Here is a 20,235-nt window from a genome sequence, read left to right on the forward strand (position 1 = left end):
TAGTTGCCTGTTCTTAAAAATTAAAATATGGGAAATAAACAAGCTAATGAAAAGCCCGCCGGCAAACAACAGGATGAAGTCTCCGAAAAAGAGCACATCAATAAACAGGGAAAGAAAGAAGATACCAGTCCCATATATCTGGAGCCTGAGGAGGACAATACCCTTCAGACTCCAGAAGAATTTGCGAAAGATAAAGGAAAAAAACTGAGTGACGAAGACGAAAAATAACCTGGCTATTCAGCCCAGCTCATCACATATCTTTCATCTTCTATTCCTAGCGCATCCTGTGTGATCTGCAAAGGATGGAAGGTGTCTACCATCACTGCCAGTTCCTTTGTTTCCTTTGCGCCGATGCTCTTTTCAACTGCACCTGGATGCGGCCCGTGCGGAATACCACCCGGGTGCAGGGTGATCATGCCCCTTGTTACGTGCTTGCGGCTCATGAAATCGCCGTCCACATAATACAGCACTTCATCACTGTCTATATTACTGTGATTGTAAGGCGCCGGAATGGACTGCGGATGATAGTCGAACAGGCGCGGACAGAAAGAGCATACCACAAAATTATGTCCCTCAAAGGTCTGATGCACCGGTGGCGGCTGGTGTACACGCCCTGTGATGGGTTCAAAATCATGAATGGAAAATGCAAAAGGATACTCATATCCATCCCAGCCTACCACATCAAAGGGATGATGCGCATAGTGGATAGGATACATCATTCCCTTCTTTTTGATACGGATCAGGAAATCGCCCGCTTCGTCGATGGTCTCCAGGTTCTGCGGCTGCCTGATATCGCGTTCGCAGTAAGGCGCATGCTCCAGCAACTGCCCGTACTGGCTGAGATAGCGTTTCGGGTAACGAATAGGACTGAATGATTCGACAATGAACAAACGGTTGTCTGTTCCGGTAAATTTCATCTGGTAGATGGTCCCCCGGGGTATCTGCAGGTAATCGCCATACCCGAAAGGCAACTGCCCGTATTGCGTATGCAACACGCCTGAACCTTCATGTACAAATATCAGTTCGTCCGCATCTGCATTCTTGTAAAAATATTCCGTCATGCTTTGCCGCGGCGCCGCCAGCACGATATGACAATCGCTGTTGACCAGGACGGGTTTCCTGCTTTGCAGATAATCATCTTCCGGCCGGATATTGAAACCCTGGAAACTACGATGCTTCAGCATCTTTTCTTCAGCAACACGGGGAGCAACATCATAGGGCGTATCCACGCGCACGATCTCCGTAGGAGGATGACAATGATATAACAGGGTGGAATTGGAGGAAAATCCCTCCGTGGAGAACAACTGTTCGGAATAAAGAGAACCGTCGGGTTTGCGGAACTGTGTATGACGTTTATGAGGGACGTTTCCCAGTTTATGATAATGCGGCATGATGAATTGGTTTTTCAGTCCCTGCCTTCCGGCGAAAGACCGTGGAATATGAATGACAATTTTATGACAATAAGAATAACAGTGTACCTGCCCTGACAAGTTTCGTACCTGTCATCTGGCAGATCAGTTGTAAAAGGAAATAAGGAACCCTTACCGGGACAGCCAGATAAGGAACGGAGACGGGGAACAGGGCCTATCGGCTTACAATGCCCTCCAGCAGGAAGCAATACTTCCAGCGGCGCTTGTCTATATGATATGTAAAATTGCGGAAATAAGGCATGAATCAACGTGGTTAGGACAAATGTAAGGAATAGGATCGAAATAGGGCCAAAACCGCAGAAAGAGGCCCTCCTATCCAGCAAAGACATGGTACAGGCAGGGGCCTGTGTATTCGACTGGTATTCGCTACTGATTCGGTGGAACCTATAGCCTATAGGCTCTCTTCTATAGCATATTAGCCACTGTTCTATAGCGAACGCTATAGAACAGTAGGCTACATGTAGGACTATAGCGCCTTTAGGTAGTAAGCGGTAGGACAGTTGCATACTATTTGTACCGAAGAAGCTCCCTTGTCAACCCGGCCAGGCGACGGCAATCGAAGCCGCCGCAATCCCATAACACCCCATCTCCCTTGAAAATCAATAAATTTGTCCTGCCCCGCTCGATATGCGTAAAATTTCACAATTTCCCCTACCGAAATTTAAATAATTTCAAAACTTTGACAATTCATTTGTTAATCCGAAAGTAATTCCAGACTTTTGTTAGCGAAAAGTAAATTCATAATAGTGCTACCAATAGTTACATACTTCACATCTGCATCTCGCACCATCTCCGGCGCGGGTATCAGCACTATTACAATTACATCTATTACAACCCCGGTGCGGGGTTAATATTCACATATCATCCAACGACCACCCAGGTGGTACTCCCGGTAAGGGGACAGGACATTTTACGTATCAACATCTTCAGACATGCAAGTATTAAAATTCGGCGGAACTTCCATGGGAAGTGCCCAATCCATAGAACAGGTTTGTAACATCATACAACACAAAAAGCCTAATGGGCGCTTTTCCATTGTTGCCTCTGCCATGAGTGGCATTACCGATAAGCTGATCCAGTGCGGACAGCTCGCCGGACAAGGACAGGAACAATACAGGACAGTATTACAGGAAATTGAAAACAAACACCTGGATACGATCCGCACCTTATTCCCCATTACCGTACAAAGCGGCATCATCAGCCAGATAAAGAAACGCTTAAATACACTTGAAACTCTCTGCGATGGTATCTTCCAGGTGGGTGAACTAAGCGCCCGCTCCCTGGATAAGATCATGAGCTTCGGAGAACTTGTTTCCTCCTATCTGCTCGCAGAAAAACTGAAGTCCAACGGACTGAATGCCGTATGGAAAGATAGCCGCGAACTGATTGTTACTGATAATAATTTTGGTAATGCAGCAGTCAACTTCCTGGCCACTAACCATCAGACTGCACAATATTACCAGCAGCAGAATGCCGACTTCGTGGTATTACCCGGTTTCGTTGCAGCTACCGCCGACGGTGAAACCACTACCCTTGGCCGTGGCGGTTCTGATTATACCGCTGCTATCATTGCTGCCGCCCTCCATGCAGAAGTACTGGATATATGGACAGATGTAAGCGGTATGATGACCGCAGATCCCCGTATGGTATCACAGGCTATTCCCATCCCGCATATCTCTTATGAAGAGGCGATGGAACTGTCCCACTTCGGCGCCAAAGTGATCTACCCTCCTACCATACAGCCGGTCATGGATAAACGTATCCCTATCTGGATCAAAAATACCTTTGCCCCGGACGATTACGGTACTCTTATCCATACGCAGGATGGCAACGGCCGTACCTATCCTGTAACCGGTATCAGCGGTATCCAGAAGATAGCCCTGCTTACCCTGGAAGGTAGCGGCATGGTGGGTATCCCGGGTTTCTCAAAAAGACTTTTCGAAGCCTTGCTGACCGAGCGTGTGAACGTGATACTCATCACCCAGAGCTCGTCGGAACACTCTATCACGGTAGGCATCCATGAAGCAGATATGTTGAAGGCCAAAACAGCTGTGGACAGTGAATTTTCCCAGGAGATACTGGAAAAACGCATAGAACCGCTCATCGTGGAAAGAGATATGAGCATCGTAGCGGTTGTGGGCGATAAGATGAAGAACCATCACGGCACCAGCGGTAAGCTCTTTGCCGCACTGGGTCGTAATGGAGTGAACGTACGCGCTATTGCACAGGGTTCCACTGAAAAGAACATCTCTGCGGTGATCAATAAAGCCGATGTAAAAAAAGCACTGAACGTCATACATGAAGCTTTCTTCGAAGAACCACTGAAACAGGTGAACGTGTTCATTGCCGGTGTGGGCAATGTAGGCAGCAAACTGCTCGAACAGCTGGACCAGCAGCATAAATTCCTGATGAACGAACTCGGTCTGCATGTACGTGTAACCGGTATCGCCAACAGTAAAAAAATGGCCTTCGGCCATGAAGCGATCAACCTTGCTGAATGGAAGTCTGCCCTCGAAGCAGGTGAAGCCTCCGACATGGTTGCATTCGCACAAAAGATAAAGGCGCTGAACCTTCGCAACAGTGTATTTGTTGATAATACAGCCAGCCAGGAAGTAGCGGCTACTTACGGAGAATTCCTCCAGCATGGCATTTCCGTGGTGACCTGCAATAAAATCGCCTGCTCTTCAGACTATGCTTATTACAAAAGCCTGAAAGACCTGGCGCGTAAATACAATGCGTCATTCCTGTTCGAAACCAATGTAGGCGCTGGTCTGCCGGTGATCAACACCCTGAATGACCTGATCCGCAGCGGCGATAAAGTGAACAGTATCGAAGCAGTGCTGAGTGGTAGTCTCAACTTTGTGTTCAACAATTTCGTGAACGGCGCCAGCTTCCGCGAGGTGGTGAAAGCCGCACAGGACGAAGGTTATACAGAACCGGATCCACGTATTGACCTCAGCGGTGTGGATGTAATGCGTAAGATCCTGATCCTGGCGCGCGAAAGCGGAGCAAAGATGGAGCTGAATGACATTACCAACCATTCCTTCCTGCCGGTTGAGGCTTTGGAAGCGCCTTCGGTAGATGCTTTCTATGAACAGCTGGACGTGCATGCCGGTCATTTCCTGGCACTGCGTGAAAAGGCAGATGCAGAAGGAAAACGACTGAAATTCGTTGCCCGCTATGAAAATGGGAAAGCGTCTGTAGGCTTGCAGTCCATCGCGCCAGACCATCCGTTCTTCAAGCTGGAAGGAAAAGACAATATCGTACTCTATACCACCAACCGCTATGCGGAACAACCACTGATCGTAAAAGGCGCCGGTGCGGGGGCAGATGTAACGGCTTCGGGTATATTTGCTGATATCATCAGATCAGCCAGATAAACCGTACATCAGTAACACATATCTTAAATTTTGATTCCTCATGGGAAATGACTGTATAAAAGTATTCGCCCCTGCTACTGTTGCCAATGTAGCCTGCGGCTTTGACGTGATCGGACTGGCCATGGATGCTCCCGGCGACGAAATGATCATGCGGAAGAGTGACAAACCGGGCGTTACCATTACAGCTGTACATGGCGCATCTCTTTCCACTGATCCTGCCCAGAACGTATGTGGCGTTGCCATCCAGGCACTGTTGCAAAAGTATGGACAGCCGGAGGCAGGGATAGAGCTGGAACTCTTCAAGAATATCCCTCCCGGCAGCGGCATAGGCTCTTCTGCCGCCAGTTCGGCCGGCGCCGTAGTTGGCGCCAACCATCTGCTGGGCAATCCTTTTACGCCAAAACAACTGGTACGTTTTGCCATGGAAGGCGAACGACTTGCCAGTGGCGCAGCGCATGCTGACAACGTATCACCTGCCATACTGGGAGGTTTTACACTTGTAAGGAGTTACAAACCACTGGACATTACCGGCCTGCATACACCGGCAGAACTATGGGTGACCGTTATACATCCGCAGATAGAAGTGAAAACTTCCGATGCCCGTGAGATCCTGAAACAGAAAGTACTGATGACCGACGCCATCCGCCAGTGGGGCAACGTAGGCGCGCTTGTAGCAGGGCTTTACCAGGAAAATTACGATCTGATCAGCCGCTCCCTTGAAGATGCGATCGTAGAGCCGGTACGCGCTATACTCATCCCTGCTTTCTATGAACTGAAAGTAAAATGCAAGGAAGCCGGCGCGCTGGGCGGAGGCATCTCCGGCTCGGGGCCATCTGTCTTCATGCTGAGCAGAGGTGAAGAAAACGCCCGTAAGGTGGCGGCGATGATGGATACTGTCTATGCCCCGCTGGGCGTGGATTACAAGATCCATGTATCGAAAATAAATACGGAAGGTGTGAAAATTACAAAAGTGTAAAGTCTAATGAAATATTTCAGTCTACAGAATAAACAACACATTGTCTCTTTCGAGGATGCAGTAGTACAGGGGCTTGCGCCGGATAAGGGTTTATATTTTCCCGAGCGCATACCTGCTTTTGAAAAGGATTTTCTCGATAACATCGAAAAACATAATGACCTTGATATTGCCTACACTGCCATCCGGTCTTTCGTAGGCGATGAGATACCGGAAGCCACCCTGCGCCAGATCATAGCAGACACCCTGAGCTTTCCTTTTCCCGTACAAAAGGTAGCAGGCGATATCTATGCACTGGAACTGTTCCATGGACCTACCCTGGCCTTCAAAGATGTAGGCGCCCGCTTTATGGCCGGCTGCCTGGGCTATTTCAGAAGGAATGACACCCGTCCGGTAACCGTTCTAGTAGCCACCTCCGGCGATACCGGCGGTGCAGTGGCCCACGGCTTCTACAATGTTCCCGGAGTTCGTGTGGTGATACTCTATCCTTCCGGCAAAGTGAGCACCCTGCAGGAAAAACAGCTTACCACCCTGAACGGCAACATCACAGCACTTGAAATAGCAGGTACCTTTGACGATTGCCAGCGCATGGTGAAAACAGCCTTCCTGGATGCGGAACTACAGGCCCACTGCCTGCTCACCAGCGCCAACTCTATCAACGTAGCCCGCTGGCTGCCCCAGATGTTCTACTACCTGCTGGCATGGAAACAGCTGAAAACAAGCTATCCCAATGTTGTTTTCTCTGTGCCCAGCGGCAACTTCGGTAACATCTGCGCCGGTATGATGGCTGCGGCCATGGGATTGCCCGTTACACATTTTGTAGCCAGCACCAACGTCAATGATACGGTGCCAAGGTTTATGCAGACAGGCCAGTATACCCCCGGACAAGCCACACCGACCTTGTCTAACGCTATGGACGTGGCCGACCCGAGCAATTTCGTCCGTATACTGGAACTCTTCTCCAACAGCCTGCCGGCTCTGAAAGAAAAGCTGACATCCATCTCTTTCGACGATAAAGCGACCGCTGCCACTATGGAACAGGTATGGAAGGAACATCAGTATATGCTGGACCCTCACGGTGCAGTAGGTTACCTGGGCCTTCAGCAATACCTGCAACAAACGGGCGCAGGCAATGATACTGCAGGCGTCTTCCTGGAAACGGCTCACCCGGTAAAATTTGCCGATACAGCTCCGGCGTCCCTGCAGGACAAGATCGTTACCCCGGAAAGGGTACAATCCCTGTACGCCCTTGAAAAGAAAGCCGTACAACTTCCCAATGACTATAAAGCCCTGAAAGATTGGCTGACCGCCAATTGATCCGGCATGCAATCCATACAGAAGGGGCTGTCTCAAAGTATTGAGCAGCCTCTTTTTTTAGGCATATCTCCTAACTCCAAAAGATCGAGCATTTTTTATATTATTGTCTTATGAAATACCTGTTCGTTTTATCAATTCCTTTTTTCTTTTCCTGCCAGTCCGGCAAGCCGGAAGAGCAGGCCAGCCATAATGATGCCGACTCTTCCCTGTACGCGCCAATGGTACTCCCTTTAACAGATTCCATTGCACAGTTCCCGGATAACGAAGCGCTCTATTTCCGCCGGGCCCTGCTCCTCTTCAACACTGACCCTTCATTGGCGCAAAAGGACTTTGAAAAGGCAGCACAGCTGAAACCCGATGTGACCGACTTCTGGGCGGGCGCGGGTGAGGCTGCATTGGTATTGAAAGACTATTCCCGTTCCATCGCGCATTTCAAGAGGGCGCTACAGACCGCTCCAGGGTATCCCTACCTGCTGTACCAGCTGGCCACAGCCATGATAGAGGACAAACAGTATAAATCCGCCGACAGTGTAGCGTCCATATTGGGAGAATCGGAGGGTACGCACGACAAAGCCTTTTACCTGAAGGCCCGTATTGCGGAAGATAACAAGGACACTGCGCTGGCCATCGGTCACCTGACCACGGCCATCGATAAAGCAGGTTTGCAGAGTGATTACAGCGCTGTAATGGAGCTGGGCGACCTGCTACACATCCGGCATTCCCCCGCCGCTATAAAGTACTATAAACTGGCAGCACGCCTGGATTCTGTCAACTCAGAACCACTGGTCTCGCTGGCACAATACTATGAAGAGACCGGCAATTATGCAGAAGCGATCGCTACCTACAATAACAGCATCACCACTGACCCGGACGATGAAAGGGCTTACCTCGCTTTAGGCAGGATCAATATGAAGAAAAAGGACTGGAAAGAAGCCTTCCGTTATTTCGACCTGGCCGCCAAAGCATCTCCAGCCAATGCGGAAGCCTATTACTACCGTGCACAGTGCCATGAAAATTTAGGACGCGGGGAAGACGCCATAGACGACTATGTGAAGGCGCTTACCTTTAAAAAAGACTACCCGGAGGCAAAAGCGGCCCTGGACAAACTAAAAAAATAACCGCTATATTCGTGAACAACTTTAAACGCGTGGCTTTGGAAAACAGAAACACATTTGTCGCACCGTCTCTGCTGGCATCCAATTTCCTGGAATTGGGTAAAGAAGTAGAAATGTTAAACCGCAGTGAGGCTGACTGGTTGCACCTTGATGTAATGGATGGCAGATTCGTACCGAATATCAGCTTTGGATTACCCGTAATATCACACATCAGAAAGGCCACCAAGAAGACCTGCGATGTGCATCTCATGATAGAAGAACCGGAAAGATATGCAGAGGACTTTAAAAAGGCTGGTGCAGATATACTGACGGTTCACTATGAGGCCTGTACGCACCTGCACAGGAACATTCAACAGATCAAAGGCCTGGGCATGAAAGCCGGTGTAGCATTGAATCCGCACACACCGGTACATCTCCTGGAAAACATCATAAATGACATTGACCTCATACTCATCATGAGCGTGAACCCAGGGTTCGGCGGCCAGCATTTCATTCCGAAAAGCCTCGAAAAGATCCGTCAGACCCGGGAGATGATCAACCACTATAAAGCCCATGCCCTCATCGAAGTAGATGGCGGCATCAATGTTGAAAATGCCACTTCCATCCTCGATGCAGGCGCCAACGTCCTTGTTGCCGGCAGCACTGTTTTCGCTTCAAAAGATCCTGAGGCAACCATCAGCGCTTTAAGGAAGGCTTGAGACTGTAATCAGGAAACCGATCTGTAATTGTATTTCGTCCCCCGGTTGAAACCGGGGGCTACAAACACGCCGCTCCTGACGGAGCTGATTAATACGAATGATACCCTTGACGGTCTGCCGCCCAGCTATTATTTTGGAGACCGTACGCAGGCGAGCGGTCGGCACAGGAATTACTGTCAGCCTGTAAAAAGCCAAAGAAATCCGTGTTCCAACACATACCACTACAAAACATAAAAGGGCTGTACCTCCCGGTACAACCCTCCCATATAAAAAATATCACGCTGGCTCTCAGCTCGCCTGCAACTTCGTAATGATCTCGCTGGACAAAGGCTTCGTCAGATACCCTTTCACAAAAGAGTAATTATCTACTTTCTTCCGGTCTTTATCATCAATAGACGACGTCAACACAAAAATCCCGATCTGCTTGGCAAGATCTTTATAAAAGCCGGCATAATCATTCAGGAAATCCCATCCATCCATGACTGGCATATTAAGATCCAGTAAGATCAGATCAGGCAATTGCTCCGGTTGAAAGGAATGTTGGCGCAGATAATCCAACACATCCTGTGCGTCCGAAAAGGCCCGCACATGCTCACCAATCCCCTGTCGTTTGATCATAATGTTCGCGATCTGCTGATGTATCGGATCATCATCTACGATAAAAATCATGTTGTGCAATTGCATACAGGGATTTATTCAGTTTTAAAGGTAATAATAAATTTTGTACCCTGCCCCGGTGTACTTTCCGCCCGGATACTTCCTCCCATTGCCTCTACCTGGGTTTTGGTAATAAACAGGCCGATGCCTTTTGCGTCCTTGTTCTTATGAAACGTTTTCCGGAAACCGAACAGCTTGTGTCCGAAGCGCTCCATGTCTATTCCCAGGCCATTGTCTTCGGCTGTCAGAATGGTATGCCCGTTCTCCTGCCAGCTGGTAAAATGCAGGCGGGGCCGGCGTTCCTGCGTACGGTAACGGATAGCGTTGGTGATGAGGTTCTGCAGGATGCTGTCAAGGTACAGACGTGGGAACTCCAGCATAGGCGCATCAAAGTTGGTAGTGAGCTGGATACCGCTCTTTTCGATATCTGCAAAAAGCACTTCTTTCACGTATTGCAGGCGCTCGGAAAAGATCAGCGGCTCCCGTTCCATATCCACGTTCTTACGGATCTGTACAACGTCTACCAGGTCGTTCAGCGTCTCGTCGATCTTAAATATTACTTCCTGTAGTAAGGAAAGATACTGCTCTTTTTCATGTGGTAGCGATGAATCATTATGCATCTGCATCAGCGCGCTGAGATTGGCGATGGGTGCACGCAGATTATGCGAAGTGATATGTGCGAAGTCTTCCAGCTGCTGATTCTGGTTCACGAGGCTCTTGTTCAGTTTACTCAATTGTTTATTGGCGCGGAAAAGATCTTTCTGCATGTTACGGCTATCCGTTATGTCGCGGATGAAGACAGACACCGTGCCATCCCTCAAAGGAGTGATCAGGAACTCGTACCACTTGTAGCGGCGGGGAAAGTAGCTGCTGAAAGAAGCCGAAGCGGCACCTGCCAGCGCGGCAGAGAAACGGGTCTTGAAGGGTGTGGCATAGCCCAGTTCGGGGAGTATCTCAAAGATGTTTTCCCCCTCAAATATCCGCCTGCCGGCCATCTCTTCCGCCTTGCGGTTAGCGAATGACAGCGTACCGTCTTTTTCCATGGTAGCGTAACCCATATCCACCGCGTCAAAGAAAAGGTGCAATTGTTCCGTATTACGTTGCAGCAGGTTGCGCATCTGCTGTTCCAGCTTCCTGTCGGTAATATCGTTTACCAGCACCGCGACGATCTGTTGCTTATCCACCGGGTCTTTCAGCGGAAAGAGGGTAAGGTCCAGCCACACCTCACGGCACTGTGCCGTCCAGCGACTGTCCTTAGAGAAGTCCAGCTGCTTTTCCACCCGGATCACCTTATTTCCCACCATCACGTTCTTGAAGAGCCTGTCCAGCCCATATAAACGGGCGAAGGGATCGCTCATGATATTGAAAGGGGCTTCACCCTCTTCGTATTCGTACTGGAAGAATTCGCGCTGGGTATGGTTAATACGGCGGACAAAACCGAAGTGGTCGAATTGAATATAGCCTATAGGCAGGTGCTCGATGATCAGATCCAGCAGGCGGGCGCTTTTCTCCAGGCGTCTGAACGACAGTTGTTTTTCTGTGATATCCTTCATCACCAGCTGCAGCGTTGTGATAAGGCCTTGCTCATCTATCACAGCAAATACTGTTGCCTCGTAAAATGCGGGTAATATCCTGATCACGCCCTTGCTTTCCTTTTCGCGGTATCCCAGCAGTATCTCTTTCCTGGCGGATGCTTTTGTGCGTAGTACTTCTTCAAACAGTTCGCAGAGACCGGTTTCCCGGAAAACCGGTTCATCAAAGAGGTTATAGCCAGGCCGGGACATTGCAGGGTCTATCTCTTCCCATATTTCCCGCTGTACGTCGTTGATGCAGCAGTGAATGCCCTCCGGGGTGAACTGTTGCAATCCACACGGCAGGGAGCTTAACAGCGCATGACTATCTGCCAGGGGACGCCTGCCACTAAGGTCTGTACCTGTCAGCAGGAAATATTCTCCCGCAGCGCTAAGCTGCCACTGCACCCACTGGCGGGTATGGCAATACATATCCACAAAGGCATTTCTGCCCATTGTATGCAGATGACAAAGCATAGGCCAGTACACGCCGGTACCTTTCCCTATGACCTCGTTAAAATGCAGACTATTTAAATCTCCTGCCGGATGAAATTCCCCCTCCGGTACCTGCAGCCATCCCGCTGCCCCCTGGTTGACATATAACAGGTTACCGTGCAGATCCAGTAACAACGCTGGTATGACTTTTGCCAGCGCATTACCCATTATGGCATTCATCATAGATCCCGAACGATAATCCCTTTAAAAATACTCAATATATGATTAAAAAAGACTATTCCTTATAACTATCTGGCGGGACGACAGTCATTTATATTATTTAAGCAGTAATTTTGCGCTTTTCCACAATGTGGATTTCGGTTTTTCGGCAAATGTTCAAGGATAAATATCTTTGTCTCACAGCAACATGGCATAAGCCATAAATACAGATAACGATGAAAATACTCATTCTCATAGAATAAGAGGTGACAGACTACTATCAATCAGTTTTAAAGTTCTTTGGTATGAAGGTAATTGGAGGTAACATCTACACATTGTCATCCGGGCAAGTCAGGAGACGGTGTAACTTCACGCAGGAAATGCTTTGGCGTGGTTATTGCCGCTGCTGAAATAGCGACTGTTCTTCCTGGCGTGGTGCCGCTTATACCTCTCTGCCAGTTTTAGAAAGTACTATTGGAGGTAGCTTAGCCCCGGGGACGTTGACGAACTGTATTTCATTGTTGCAGGTACACCGGCCGTGGTAAAGCCGGTATAAAAATGCAGCTGTATCTGCTGCACGAATCCAGGCACCGCGAAATCCTGCCATAGCAGCAGGCAGCGGCCTTCAAAAAATTAAGGTTATAAACTATAGGTTTCTTAATGTAAAGCGTTTAAGGTATATTGCCTCAGACACATTACTCTCAGACACCTCAAACGATCTAAATAAAATATCACTTGACAGAATCAATTATCAGCTTAGATAGTATTAACCCTATCGAGTTCTTCGGAGTTAACAATGGAAAACTTGATCTGCTGAAGAAAAAATTTCCGCTGTTAAAGATCCTCTCCCGCGGTACACAGCTCAAATTGTCCGGCGCTCCGGAAGAAGTGGCTACTGCACAGGAAAAAATCGGGCAAATCATTTCTTACCTCGAGCGTAATGGCAACCTCAGCGAAAATTATTTCGAACAGATCCTGGGCGACGAGGAGAGAGTGGACAATTTTAAAGACCGTAATTCCAACGACATACTGGTCTTCGGCCCTAACGGACGCAACGTAAAAGCCAGAACCGCCAACCAGAAGAAGATGGTAGCCCTGGCCGACAAGAACGACATCATCTTCGCCATAGGCCCTGCTGGTACCGGTAAGACCTATACCGCAGTAGCGCTGGCAGTAAGAGCGCTTAAAAACAAAGCAGTCAGGAAGATCATACTGACACGTCCCGCTGTGGAAGCAGGTGAAAACCTGGGTTTCCTGCCCGGCGACCTGAAAGAAAAGATCGATCCATACCTGCGCCCGCTCTACGATGCGCTGGATGATATGATCCCTGCCGATAAGCTCAGTTACTTCATGACCAACCGTGTTATTGAGATCGCCCCCCTGGCGTATATGCGCGGACGTACGCTCGACAATGCATTTATCATCCTGGATGAGGCACAGAACGCTACAGACCTCCAGCTGAAAATGTTCCTGACGCGTATCGGTTCTTCGGCTAAAGCTATTATCACCGGCGACCTTACACAGATCGACCTGCCTAAAAATCAGAAATCAGGATTGGAAAAGGCCACCCGCATTCTCCGCCATGTGGAAGGTATCGGCTATCTGCAGCTGGACGAAGAGGATGTAGTAAGACACCGACTGGTAAAAGCCATCATACGCGCGTACGATGCAGCAAAGGAAAGGGAGGAACACTAATATTAACAATTCCTTAACAGTGTTTTAAGTATGTTCACGGCTTAAAGTAAACTGTTAAAAGTCTTCCTTGCCTATACCGGTTTACAACAAGGAAACCAACAATTTTCAAAAACAGGTCTGGAACTTTAAAATTTACAACCCGCTGCCTAGCTGCTTTTTGTAATTTTCCACTTTCCACCTATTTTTGTTAACTGTATTATAATAGAACATTTTTGCATGACCAGTTATCTGCGTATCCTCACCTTGGTATTATTATTCGGTACTGTACTTAGCAGTTGCAAAAAGCGCGCTTCCCCGCAGGAAGTAGCACTGAATTTTATGCACGCGATACAGGATTCGAACTTTGACCTGGCAAGGGATTACGCTACCAAGGAATCGCAACAGGTAATACAGCTTTACTCCTTTTTTGATGCCCGCCGTAACGATTCAGAACGGGATAAGATCAAAAAAGCCGGTATCAAGGTAATTGAAACAGAAGAAAACGGCGACAAGGCAACAGTAACCGTCCTGAACTCTTCTTCACAGCAAAAGGAAAGACTGCAACTGGTAAAGGAAAATGGCCGCTGGAAAATATCTCTCACTTTCGAAAGTATTATTCCAAACTATCTGCCGCCGGCAAGCGCACCATTGGATTCTACCAGTATGCCGCCTCAGGATACGACGTCTCCACTCCCAGCCAGATAAAACATTACGATTACTCAAATCTGTATAATTTTGCCGCTATTGCGAAATTACAGTTGAGTTCCTTATTTTTGCGACGCGCCAGCAAACTTTTATTCTAAATTCCACACTAGCATACGGTATAAACTCTGCCAGGGTCCCGAAAAACGACTTTGTGCTGTTATATCTTTGCAATGCGGAATAAATGCAGGGCACCAAAATAATAATAAACGAAAAAACAAGTTGATGATGACGACGAACAATCCCTGGCATAGTGTCAGCACCGGATCTGAAGCGCCTAAAATAGTGAATGCTATTATTGAAATTCCTAAAGGCTGTCGCGCCAAATATGAACTGGATAAAGAAAGTGGCCTGCTTAAACTGGACAGGGTACTCTACTCTTCCGTATATTACCCGGCTAACTACGGTTTTATTCCAAAAACCTACTGTGACGATCATGACCCGCTGGATATCCTCATCCTCTCCCAGGTAGATGTTGTTCCTATGTGTATCATGGAAGCCAAAGTGATTGGCGTAATGCAGATGATCGACAACGGCGAGGCAGACGATAAGATCATTGCCGTAGCTGCTAACGATATGAGCGTAGCCCACATCAACGATATCACGGAACTGCCTCCGCACTTCACTGCTGAGATCCGTCACTTCTTCGAAGAATATAAGAGACTGGAGCATAAAACAGTAAAGGTTTCTGAATTCCAGAACAAAGCTGTGGCTGAACGTATCATCCTGGAAAGCATTGAGTTCTATAACAAGACCTTCGGCGACAAATAATTAAAAAGGCCGGTAGCTACCGCTGCCAGCCTTTCAAAAAGAAACATCCCATAGCTACAGTACCATCATGGTGTCTATTGCTATGGGATTTTTATTTTCCAGTCATCAAAAGAATCTTTTGATGATCCTTAGTTTGTGCGTTCTCACACCGGTATCCACATTGGTAATTCCCTGGTTGTCAATAGGGTCTACCCTCACTTTCCCTGAAGCATGAATGATCTCGTGATCATTCAGCAATATTCCTACATGCGTAATGCGCCCTTCGGCATTATCAAAGAAAGCCAGGTCGCCCAGACGCGCTTCCTGCAGGAAATCGACCGTTTCTCCCTGCGTCGCCTGCTGGTATGCATCTCTCAGCAGTTCAATGCCCAGCGTTTTATATACTGTCTGCGTAAAACCGGAACAATCCACGCCAAATACCGATTTGCCGCCCCACAGGTAAGCTGTGTTCAGGTACTGGAAAGCAGCTGCCGTCAGCGCCTCAGTATTTACTGCATTCGCTTTACCTATCACAGCCGGGCTCTCCTCAAAATGTACCGTCACCCTTCCCCAGTTTGTAACAGGCCCCGTTCCAGGCTTTATGATGCATCCGAAAGGCACATACATAGGTTTACCATTCAGCTGGATCCTGTTCACCCAGGCGGTCGTATAATGCGTATAAGGAGCATTATACAACTCCTCATCAATGATTTCTACATGATTAAAAGTAGCCCATCCTTCATACCCGTCAAACTGGCATTTCACTCTCACCCACCCATCGGCGCCGGTAGTAATAATTTCACTGCATTCCCCCCACAAGGCTTGTGAGATAATTTCACTTTTATGAGATGGTTCAGACCTTAATGGCATCACCGGTACAACAGTAATCGCGTATGGCATATTAATTGTCTAAAATAATTATATGTCAAAGACAACAAAATGAACATTTTTGTCTTTAATATGTAAATATAGGTAACACTATGCTACAGCAGTTAACTAATTTATCAGATAAAGAATTGATTTCCCGGGCAAGAAAACTCAAGGACCAGGAAGCAGAAGGTGTTTTGATGGAAAGATACAGCCACTTAATGGTCGCTGTTTGCCTCCCTTACCTTAACAATGGTCCCGGAACCAGCCCCGAAGAAGTATATCCCAGGCTGCTGCAGCGCCTTAGCGCCAGTCTTAAAACCCAAACGATCCCGAAAGCCAATGAATGGATCCACTACACTATCAGGGCACAACAGGCTCAGACAGAAAAGAACAATCCATTTTTTCCCAGTACGGAATCCAGGGAACAGCAACAGATGGAAAACAAAGTAGAGAAGGCAGCCACCAACCTCAAAGAACAACAGCTGCTTGCAGCAGCAATGGAAGAGGCACTCGGTAAACTGCCCGCAGAGGAGATGTATTTTCTGAAAGAATTTTACATGAACAATAAGACCTTTACAGAACTGGCGGCCACCAAAAAGTATACTGTCGAAAAAACAAGGCAGATTCTACAGCAGGCAAAGCAAAAAATGGCTTCCTTATTGATGAATGAAACCTATGAGTAACTTGGAAAACAATGAAAAACTACTGAAGATCTTCAGTAATATCCGCTGTCTGAACAGGGATCAGCTTCCCCGTTACCTCGATGGCCGTCTCACCGATCTCGAAAAACACCTGGTGGAACAGCACCTCGTTGACTGCGACCTCTGTTTCGACGCATTACAGGTACTCCAGCAACCCCAGTACAGGGAAAAATATCAACCGCTCGCTACCAGCATGCAACAGTTCATTCGCAACAGCATCAAGCGGATCTCACAGGTGCATAAAGTGGAACGCTATCAGCGCCAGGAGCAGAAAAAGGAAAGCTTCCTTATCTACTTCTGGGTAGTAGCAGCTATTGCCATTGGTGCAGGCGGTATCTACCTCGTACAACAGCAACGTAAGTTCAAAGCGCCTGTATCCAGGGCTATTGCCAGCAATACAGAATTGCCCGCCGCACAATCGGAGACAAGACCTCCGGTACAGGCGGCCATTGTCACTCCCGTGCGTAATGAAAATGAAGTAAGTCATAAACCGGCGGCGCCCGTTACAGACCTTGCACCGGCAGCTGAACAGCCTGCGGCAGCAGCGCCACCTGTTACTCCTAAACCTGTAGTGAAAGACTCGGTGAAAGCGCCTGCCAAACCACCGGCACCCGCCGCCGTCAGAGATAGTATTAAGGACAGCGCCCGGAAACAACTGGCAGCAACTGCCCCTAAATCGCCTGAAGTAAAAGACGCGCCGAAAGACAAGCCACCTGCCCCCGAACATAAGGATACGCCAACCGTGGCCAAGAAAACAGAAGATAAACCTGAGCCTAAAGCGCCACCAAAGAAAGACAAGGACGATGCACCGGAAAAGAAGCCCGCTGCGGAGCCCGCAAGTACCGATGAATTCCTCTATAAGGCTGCCATGGTATATCACCAGCAGGGAGACCTGAACGAGGCTATTTCGCGCTATAAACACCTTTCTGAAAGCCCCGGCAAGTATGGTGAACTGTCCCGCTATCAGCTGGCCGTCTGCTACCGCAGTAAAGGCCAGACCGGTAAAGCCCGCCGCATGTTCAAAGAAGTGGTACGCATGAACGGCAGCATGAAGGAAAAAGCACAGGCAGCGCTGGACAACCTCTGATCATGTCAATTCTATAGCTCACCCCATAAACTGGTCAATAAGTCCATAAAGCATTCCTGCACCCCATCAAACGGAGTTCTTTATGGGCTTAACAGGCTGACCTGTCATTGCTTCTCTTCTTTTCAACTTCATCAAGCAAGCTGAAGACCGCTTCCTCCCCTGCTCATCATTTAATTTTTATGGAAATTCTGCGGCTCACGCATCTTTATATTACAAGTATTTTATCTTTATCCAGTGATTTATAAGAATAGCCAGGAATTAACAGACGAAGAGCTGCTGGAACGGTTCAGGACCGATGAGAACAGCGATTGGATAGGCATCCTGTTTGACAGGTATGCGATCCTTTTATTGGGTATGTGTATGAAATACCTTAAAAATGAAGAGGATGCAAGGGACAGTGTACAACAGATCTTCCTGAAGGTATTAGCTGAGGTCAATAAGCACAAGGTGCAATTCTTCCGGGCCTGGATCTACCAGGTAACCAGGAACCATTGCCTGATGCAGTTAAGGCAGAAAAACCAGGTAAGACAGGAGGAAGTCAGCGAAAAACACATGAACGACGCTGCAGAACAGGAAGAAGATAAAGCCAGATTCGTAGAAAAAGATAACTTGCTGGAAAATATGCAGTATGCACTGGAGCAGTTAAATCCTGAACAGCGTACCTGTGTCAAACTATTTTACCTTCAGAAATTATCTTACCAGGATATTGCCGGCCAGACCGGCTATACCCTGTTGCAGGTAAAGAGTTATATTCAGAATGGAAAGCGTAACCTGAAGCTGTTACTGGGTCAGCAGGGATAGTAAAGTATTGTTTGAACGCATCAGTAAGTATGCATGAATTTAATTATTGACGATTTTATGAACGAAGAATATCAGGATATTTTCACCACAACGGCTTGTCCTACACAGCAGCAATTGCTGGATTATGTGCAGGGCCGGTTATCGGCCGAAGAGCAACATGAAGTGGAACTTCATCTGGCTGATTGTGAGATGTGCAGTGAAGCTGTGGAGGGATTATCTGCATTTGAGCAGAAGGAAAAAATACCCGTATGGCTGCGCCAGATGAAATGGCAGATGCTACATAAACTGCGTGCCCGTAAACGCCGCAAGCACCAGGTGTCTTATTTTGTTGAACTGGCCATCATTGTGCTTGTAGTCCTTTTCATCATCCTCGGTGCATTCTGGACATACCATTTCATGACGCATAAATAAACATCTTTCACTCATAAAAAAAGTCCCGGCTGTATATACAACCGGGACTTTTTTTATGAAAAATGTATCAATACAATTATTTCAGATTTTCCAGCTTTTTCTTCACAACTTCTACTTTCGCATTGTCGTTCTTGATAGCATAGATCTTCTGCAGTGCATACAGACAGCTTTCGTAAGTCTGTTTGTCGCTTGGCTCCAGGCTTGCAGCTTTTGCAGTGAAGTTTTCGTCTGCTTTCTCGAAGAAGGGCAGCGCCTGATCCATCAGACCAGTTACTTTTGCCTGCAGTTCTTTTGCTTTAGGCGTGTTCAGCGATTTGCTGTCCATTGCGTTCAGTTCTTTGTTGAAACCTACCGCACGGTTGAAGTACAGCGCACCTAACTGGAAGTTGGCAGTAGCATCATCCGCTTTCAGCTCGATCGCTTTCTTGTAAGCAGCTTCTGCTTTGTTCATCAGCTCATCGTAGTTAGCTGGCTTTGCAGCATCTGAACCGTTTTCACCACGTGGGTTTGCCAGGTTGTCTACACGGATACCATAGTCCAGTACTGTCTGGAAATCGTTTGGATTTTCCTCCATTTTCTTTTCCAGCATCCCCAGTAATTCAGAAGTTTTACCGGTTTTGGAGTAGTACATCAGCTCCATATCGTTAAAACGCTTGTCTTTAGGGAAAGTAGCTTTACCTTCTTCGATGGTTTTCAGCCAGTTGGCATTATCACCTTTTTCTTCGTAAGTCTGCGCCAGGAGTACATACAGGGCTGGTTCAGCCTTGAAGTGCAGGTCAGCAGCTTTTCTCAGGTAAGTCAGCGCATCATCTTTCTTACCAGCCTGGCTGGCAGCGTAACCTGCGTAGAAGGTCATAGATGTATCTGTACCGATGGTGCTACCTAAGTTCTTACTGTTATAGAAATCAGCTATGCTGAAAGCATCTTTAAAGTGGAGATATGCAGAATCCCATTTCTGGTCATTCAGGTTAGCGTAACCTGCGTTACCGATAGTAGCATACAGGTTAAACATACGATTGTACATTTCCAGCAGCGCTTCAGGTAATTTGGCATTGATATCCAGTGCTTTTTTATAAGCATCGAATGCTTCCAGTGCTTCTTTGGTATCTTTCTTCTCAGTAGCTGTTGCTTCGAAGATCTTACCTTTTACATACCAGGTTTTAGCGTCGCCCTTGGTTTTTTCATTTTCCAGTGCTGCCTGAATATCAGCTTTAGCTTTATCATAGTCTTTTTTAGCGAGTGCATCTTCTGCGCTGTTCACCTTTGCACGTTGCGCTACAGCAACCAATCCTGCACTGCAAAAGACCAATGATACCAGTAATTTTTTCATGTTGCTCAATATTTTTTTGTTTTCTATAAGTATGGCCTTAGATTTTAATGCCTGTTTCAACCATAATAAATACAATCTGCCGCAGGTTAACCATTATTAGTTCGCACAAATATT

General features: G+C 47.6%; 18 protein-coding genes. 13 read left to right on the top strand and 5 right to left on the bottom strand.

Going from position 1 to position 20,235, the window contains the following annotated elements; genetic code table 11:
- Positions 1 to 27 precede the first annotated feature (27 nt).
- A complete protein-coding gene (locus MYF79_RS22505) occupies positions 28 to 228 on the top strand; it encodes a hypothetical protein (RefSeq protein ID WP_247810080.1) in 201 nt (66 codons plus the stop codon).
- A 5-nt stretch (positions 229 to 233) separates the two neighbouring features.
- On the opposite strand, the gene MYF79_RS22510 is transcribed toward MYF79_RS22505, so the two are convergent.
- Positions 234 to 1,391 (bottom strand): homogentisate 1,2-dioxygenase, encoded by a 1,158-nt coding sequence (locus MYF79_RS22510; protein ID WP_247810081.1) that lies wholly within the window; start codon positions 1,389 to 1,391, stop codon positions 234 to 236.
- A gap of 971 nt (positions 1,392 to 2,362) precedes the next feature.
- On the opposite strand from MYF79_RS22510, the gene thrA reads away from it, so the two are divergent.
- The 5 genes from thrA to rpe all read left to right on the top strand — a co-directional run bounded on the left by thrA (position 2,363) and on the right by rpe (position 8,913).
- Entirely contained in the window at positions 2,363 to 4,810 is a 2,448-nt protein-coding gene (gene thrA, locus MYF79_RS22515) for a bifunctional aspartate kinase/homoserine dehydrogenase I (RefSeq protein ID WP_247810082.1), read from the top strand.
- 40 nt (positions 4,811 to 4,850) lie between these two features.
- Positions 4,851 to 5,786, top strand: coding sequence for a homoserine kinase (locus MYF79_RS22520; RefSeq protein ID WP_247810083.1), 936 nt, complete (start codon positions 4,851 to 4,853; stop codon positions 5,784 to 5,786).
- 6 nt (positions 5,787 to 5,792) lie between these two features.
- Positions 5,793 to 7,100 (top strand): threonine synthase, encoded by a 1,308-nt coding sequence (gene thrC, locus MYF79_RS22525; protein WP_247810084.1) that lies wholly within the window; start codon positions 5,793 to 5,795, stop codon positions 7,098 to 7,100.
- A 110-nt stretch (positions 7,101 to 7,210) separates the two neighbouring features.
- Positions 7,211 to 8,218 (top strand): tetratricopeptide repeat protein, encoded by a 1,008-nt coding sequence (locus MYF79_RS22530; RefSeq protein ID WP_247810085.1) that lies wholly within the window; start codon positions 7,211 to 7,213, stop codon positions 8,216 to 8,218.
- A 29-nt stretch (positions 8,219 to 8,247) separates the two neighbouring features.
- Positions 8,248 to 8,913: a ribulose-phosphate 3-epimerase gene (gene rpe, locus MYF79_RS22535; protein WP_262922398.1), complete on the top strand. Its 666-nt coding sequence runs from the start codon at positions 8,248 to 8,250 to the stop codon at positions 8,911 to 8,913.
- 288 nt (positions 8,914 to 9,201) lie between these two features.
- Here rpe and MYF79_RS22540 read toward each other — a convergent pair whose 3' ends face one another.
- Positions 9,202 to 9,582, bottom strand: coding sequence for a response regulator (locus MYF79_RS22540; protein ID WP_247810087.1), 381 nt, complete (start codon positions 9,580 to 9,582; stop codon positions 9,202 to 9,204).
- 23 nt (positions 9,583 to 9,605) lie between these two features.
- Positions 9,606 to 11,819, bottom strand: a complete 2,214-nt coding sequence (locus MYF79_RS22545; RefSeq protein ID WP_247810088.1) for a sensor histidine kinase — start codon at positions 11,817 to 11,819, stop codon at positions 9,606 to 9,608.
- A 711-nt stretch (positions 11,820 to 12,530) separates the two neighbouring features.
- Here MYF79_RS22545 and MYF79_RS22550 point away from each other — a divergent pair.
- The 3 genes from MYF79_RS22550 to MYF79_RS22560 all read left to right on the top strand — a co-directional run bounded on the left by MYF79_RS22550 (position 12,531) and on the right by MYF79_RS22560 (position 14,942).
- On the top strand, positions 12,531 to 13,490 hold the full coding sequence (locus tag MYF79_RS22550) for a PhoH family protein (protein WP_247810089.1): 960 nt from the start codon (positions 12,531 to 12,533) through the stop codon (positions 13,488 to 13,490).
- A 216-nt stretch (positions 13,491 to 13,706) separates the two neighbouring features.
- Positions 13,707 to 14,174, top strand: coding sequence for a DUF4878 domain-containing protein (locus MYF79_RS22555; protein WP_199655436.1), 468 nt, complete (start codon positions 13,707 to 13,709; stop codon positions 14,172 to 14,174).
- Between the two features lie 222 nt (positions 14,175 to 14,396).
- Positions 14,397 to 14,942, top strand: a complete 546-nt coding sequence (locus tag MYF79_RS22560) for an inorganic diphosphatase (protein ID WP_089839101.1) — start codon at positions 14,397 to 14,399, stop codon at positions 14,940 to 14,942.
- A 105-nt stretch (positions 14,943 to 15,047) separates the two neighbouring features.
- Here the strand turns inward: MYF79_RS22560 and MYF79_RS22565 are convergent, their stop codons facing one another.
- Positions 15,048 to 15,821, bottom strand: coding sequence for a C40 family peptidase (locus MYF79_RS22565; RefSeq protein ID WP_247810090.1), 774 nt, complete (start codon positions 15,819 to 15,821; stop codon positions 15,048 to 15,050).
- Between the two features lie 80 nt (positions 15,822 to 15,901).
- Between MYF79_RS22565 and MYF79_RS22570 the strand changes: the two genes are divergently transcribed.
- From MYF79_RS22570 to MYF79_RS22585, 4 genes are all read left to right on the top strand, one after another.
- Positions 15,902 to 16,474 carry a hypothetical protein gene (locus MYF79_RS22570; protein WP_247810091.1) on the top strand — a complete coding sequence of 191 codons (573 nt, stop codon included), beginning with the start codon at positions 15,902 to 15,904 and terminating at the stop codon, positions 16,472 to 16,474.
- The gene (locus MYF79_RS22575) at positions 16,467 to 17,579 is read left to right on the top strand and encodes a tetratricopeptide repeat protein (RefSeq protein ID WP_247810092.1); all 1,113 of its coding nucleotides are present in this window, start codon (positions 16,467 to 16,469) and stop codon (positions 17,577 to 17,579) included. The genes MYF79_RS22570 and MYF79_RS22575 overlap by 8 nt, the downstream gene beginning before the upstream one ends.
- A gap of 234 nt (positions 17,580 to 17,813) precedes the next feature.
- Entirely contained in the window at positions 17,814 to 18,380 is a 567-nt protein-coding gene (locus MYF79_RS22580; RefSeq protein WP_247810093.1) for an RNA polymerase sigma factor, read from the top strand.
- Between the two features lie 57 nt (positions 18,381 to 18,437).
- Complete coding sequence (locus MYF79_RS22585; protein WP_247810094.1) at positions 18,438 to 18,791, top strand: anti-sigma factor family protein; 354 nt, start codon at positions 18,438 to 18,440, stop codon at positions 18,789 to 18,791.
- Positions 18,792 to 18,867: 76 nt separating this feature from the next.
- Here MYF79_RS22585 and MYF79_RS22590 read toward each other — a convergent pair whose 3' ends face one another.
- Complete coding sequence (locus tag MYF79_RS22590) at positions 18,868 to 20,121, bottom strand: tetratricopeptide repeat protein (protein WP_247810095.1); 1,254 nt, start codon at positions 20,119 to 20,121, stop codon at positions 18,868 to 18,870.
- Positions 20,122 to 20,235 lie beyond the last annotated feature (114 nt).

It is taken from the genome of Chitinophaga filiformis, from assembly GCF_023100805.1.
Taxonomy (GTDB): Bacteria; Bacteroidota; Bacteroidia; order Chitinophagales; family Chitinophagaceae; genus Chitinophaga; species Chitinophaga filiformis_B.